5 protein-coding genes are annotated in these 3,090 nt (G+C 40.2%); 2 read left to right on the top strand and 3 right to left on the bottom strand.

Annotation, left to right across the window (positions count from 1 at the left end; all coding sequences use genetic code 11):
• Positions 1–57: 57 nt before the first annotated feature.
• Positions 58–429, bottom strand: a complete 372-nt coding sequence (locus L1D50_RS22355) for a histidine triad nucleotide-binding protein (protein ID WP_128725705.1) — start codon at positions 427–429, stop codon at positions 58–60.
• Positions 430–602: 173 nt separating this feature from the next.
• On the opposite strand from L1D50_RS22355, the gene L1D50_RS22350 reads away from it, so the two are divergent.
• Positions 603–1,217, top strand: coding sequence for a DUF2057 family protein (locus L1D50_RS22350; protein ID WP_239966872.1), 615 nt, complete (start codon positions 603–605; stop codon positions 1,215–1,217).
• A gap of 8 nt (positions 1,218–1,225) precedes the next feature.
• On the opposite strand, the gene L1D50_RS22345 is transcribed toward L1D50_RS22350, so the two are convergent.
• Both L1D50_RS22345 and L1D50_RS22340 read right to left on the bottom strand, forming a co-directional pair.
• Positions 1,226–1,801, bottom strand: coding sequence for a hypothetical protein (locus L1D50_RS22345; protein ID WP_128725703.1), 576 nt, complete (start codon positions 1,799–1,801; stop codon positions 1,226–1,228).
• Between the two features lie 271 nt (positions 1,802–2,072).
• Complete coding sequence (locus tag L1D50_RS22340) at positions 2,073–2,363, bottom strand: phage integrase N-terminal SAM-like domain-containing protein (RefSeq protein WP_128725702.1); 291 nt, start codon at positions 2,361–2,363, stop codon at positions 2,073–2,075.
• A gap of 240 nt (positions 2,364–2,603) precedes the next feature.
• On the opposite strand from L1D50_RS22340, the gene L1D50_RS22335 reads away from it, so the two are divergent.
• Entirely contained in the window at positions 2,604–2,951 is a 348-nt protein-coding gene (locus tag L1D50_RS22335) for a hypothetical protein (protein WP_239966871.1), read from the top strand.
• Positions 2,952–3,090 lie beyond the last annotated feature (139 nt).

The following is a 3,090-nucleotide window of genomic DNA, read 5'->3' as shown; positions in this document are numbered from 1 at the left end:
GATTTTAACAATTTCAGTTAATAACTTACTTATTTACATTGCTTAACAGAGAATAATCTAGACTGGTACTTTTTTCGTATTACTGTAAGGCGGCCAACCCATTTCTTTTCCAGCTAATACATGTAGGTGAAGGTGATAGACAGTTTGACCACCATGATCGTTACAGTTCATCACTACACGATAACCATCTTCCGCAAAGCCGTGCTCTTTCGCTAATTTGGCTGCAACAACATATAAATGACCGACAAGATGAGCATTTTCTGCAGTCACGTCATTGATAGTCGCAATTGCTGTTTTAGGAATAACTAAGACATGAAATGGTGCTTGTGGATTAATGTCTCTAAACGCGAGCGCTTGTTCATCTTCGTAAACAATATCTGCTGGGATCTCTCTATTAATAATTTTGGTAAAAATAGTTTCTGAACTCATGGCCCTTCCTTATTTGGCATATTGAATTGCTCTAGCATAGCTAACTCTCAAGGAGACTCAATAGATTTGGTGTCTTATTCTAAAGTGCACTAATTAAAAGGGTAGAGATATACGCAGGTATGCAGTAATCTCATCAAGGTATAATGATTTGGTACTCACGAAGGAGTGAATAGATGCGCTTAAAAAATACGCTTGCGACCGCTGTTTTACTGTTGTCACCGCTTTCACAGGCTGCGTTGCTAAGTTTTCCTGAAGAAATTATTCCCTTGCAAGTTGATGATAAAACCATTGAGCACTCATTCTTCTCCAAAGTGCGAGAGCTAGACTTAGCCAAAGGGGAGTATGCGGTCAAAATGCGTTACACCGATTTGTATGAAGTGGGCTATGACGACCACGAAACCATAGAGTCGAAGCCATTTTGGGCAAAAATAAGTATCGATCAAGACGGTGAGTATCAGGTTGAATTTAACCGACCTGACAATGTGGTTGCGGCAAAGGCATTTGCAGATCAGCCGTTGATTATGTTGCAAGCACCCAACGAATCGTTAGCGACAACATTGGTGGTGACACAAGAAAGACCAAGAATAGCGACAGCGATAGCAAGTGAGCCTTCAACATCCACAGCACCTCGTTATTCAACGCCAAGCACTACCACACGAGCCGCTACGCCAGCACCTGCAGCGCCAAAATCAGCACATCCAGATGTGGTTGGCATGTTGGACTATTGGTGGCAGCAAGCAACTCCAGAACAAAAGCAGTTGTTTTTGGAAAAAATAAAGGGCAATTAAGCCCTTTATCAATGCGTTGTTAGGTTTTGTTTCATCGTTATAATTTTACTGCGGCAAAGGTTCTTATGGTCAAGCAACCATGACGTGGGTGAATCATCTAAGATTATTTCGGGAGTTAATATAACAAACTCTTTGTGGTGGGAGCTTTCTACCATGTTAAGAACGGCTGCGCTCTCATCTCGCAGGGCTTCGATGTACATACGACTTTTAAACGCTTCTAAGCGCTCGAATTTGGAGAAAAACGCATAAACTGCAGCGCGCGTGTCGGAAATGTCATAGTCGATGAGGTCTTGACATATCTTGATGAATTCTTCTGCTATCTTTTTCTCAGTCAATGAGACTTTTTCAGAGAGCCTAATCAGTTCCTCAGTTTTAGAAATGTTTGGATTGGCGATGAGTTGCTTTGCTAATTTATATGTGATTTTGGCGTGATTAGGGCTCATCTGATCCACTGAAGTTATATGGCCTGAATTGAATATGAGCTCTTCTTTGGTTGGCGCTGGGCTTTCCACTTGAGGTTTGCTGTGAGCGGCTGGCGTGATCAAGGCAAACGAAAATATGAATGTTCTTAGTCCTATCTGCATATTAAATCTCCTTTTTAAATTAGAAGATAAATATAGCTTTGCGGAGCAAGGAAATAAAATTACTGAGGAGCAAAATATGCTCCTCGGCAGTGCGTTACTTTTCGAAAGCACGCTTCATAAAGTTAGGTGTCGCTAATGCCCCCTTATGAATACTTGTGTTGTAGTGATGAAAACAAGAAAATCAAGTGATACCTATCGCTATTAACACCACAGCTGAGGAGATGAAGTAAAAAAGTATGAAAGCACTTCCATTGCAAATTAGTGGTGGATGTCAGCGATTTACAAGATTAGGACACAAATCCTGTTTAATTATTTGCTTATACAGAAAAGATAATGCATTAAACGCTGTCGCTTGTGTTTTAGGCGACACATTACGTTTAAGTACAAGGTAGTCGAGATATTCGACAACCTCGTTATCGCCCATTGAAGCTGGGTGACGCTTATCATGAAAATGAATATAGGAAGAAATCCACTTAAGATATGTATCAACGGTTCTGAGCGAATATTGCTTAGTCAGCATAAACTCGGCGATGTGGTTTAGAAATGGTGAACGAGTTCTCATTGAGCTAGTCCTAAATGATCTGTATTTATATACAGCATTGTTGTGTTTCTCCTATAGTCAAGAAAACGACTCACTGGGTCGTTTTTATCCTTTTCATAGTTTCTAGAATGATTAAAAATATATCTGTAGCAACAAGTTAGTTATTGTGATAAAGCTGGTACAATGAGAATAATGACCCATGACTTGGTAGATAAACGACCCATTGGGTCGATATTAAATTGTTAGCATTCAGGGAAGTTTGTGAGAATAATTCTAGTTTTGGTGTCACTAACTCTCATTGGTTGCTCCCCTGTATGGGAAGACCCGCCGTATGAAGTCTATTACATTGATGGTGCAAAAACGTTAGGCTATAGCATTGGTGAAGGCTCATATATTGGGCGTATTGATGAGCCTGTAAATATTAATGCTAATACAAAGTACATATCAGTTTATGCTTGCCCATATAAAACGTGTTCTTTTTATTACATCGATAAAACCAAAGCCCATAAGTTTGCTGAGCACGACGAATTTGTGTTTGGACCATATACAAACGAGCAGTTTACAACGTTAGTTAAAAAGTTAGGCTTACCAAGTGTTGGCTCGGAGTAAGCTGAATGCTAACAAACGCTTTAACCAAGGGACGCAAAACAGCAGGCTTGCGCTCCTTCGTCGCTAATTTTAGCCTGCTATTTTGCGCCGGTTAAGCGAGGCGTTAGGCATTCCTAAAGTATGAAGATAAATTTAAGTG

Origin of the sequence: Pseudoalteromonas sp. Isolate6 (genome assembly GCF_022398435.1) — a bacterium.
In the GTDB taxonomy this organism is placed as follows: Bacteria; Pseudomonadota; Gammaproteobacteria; order Enterobacterales; family Alteromonadaceae; genus Pseudoalteromonas; species Pseudoalteromonas galatheae.
The sequence above is the reverse complement of the archived record's forward strand: the minus strand, read 5'-3'. Positions and strand labels throughout refer to the sequence as shown.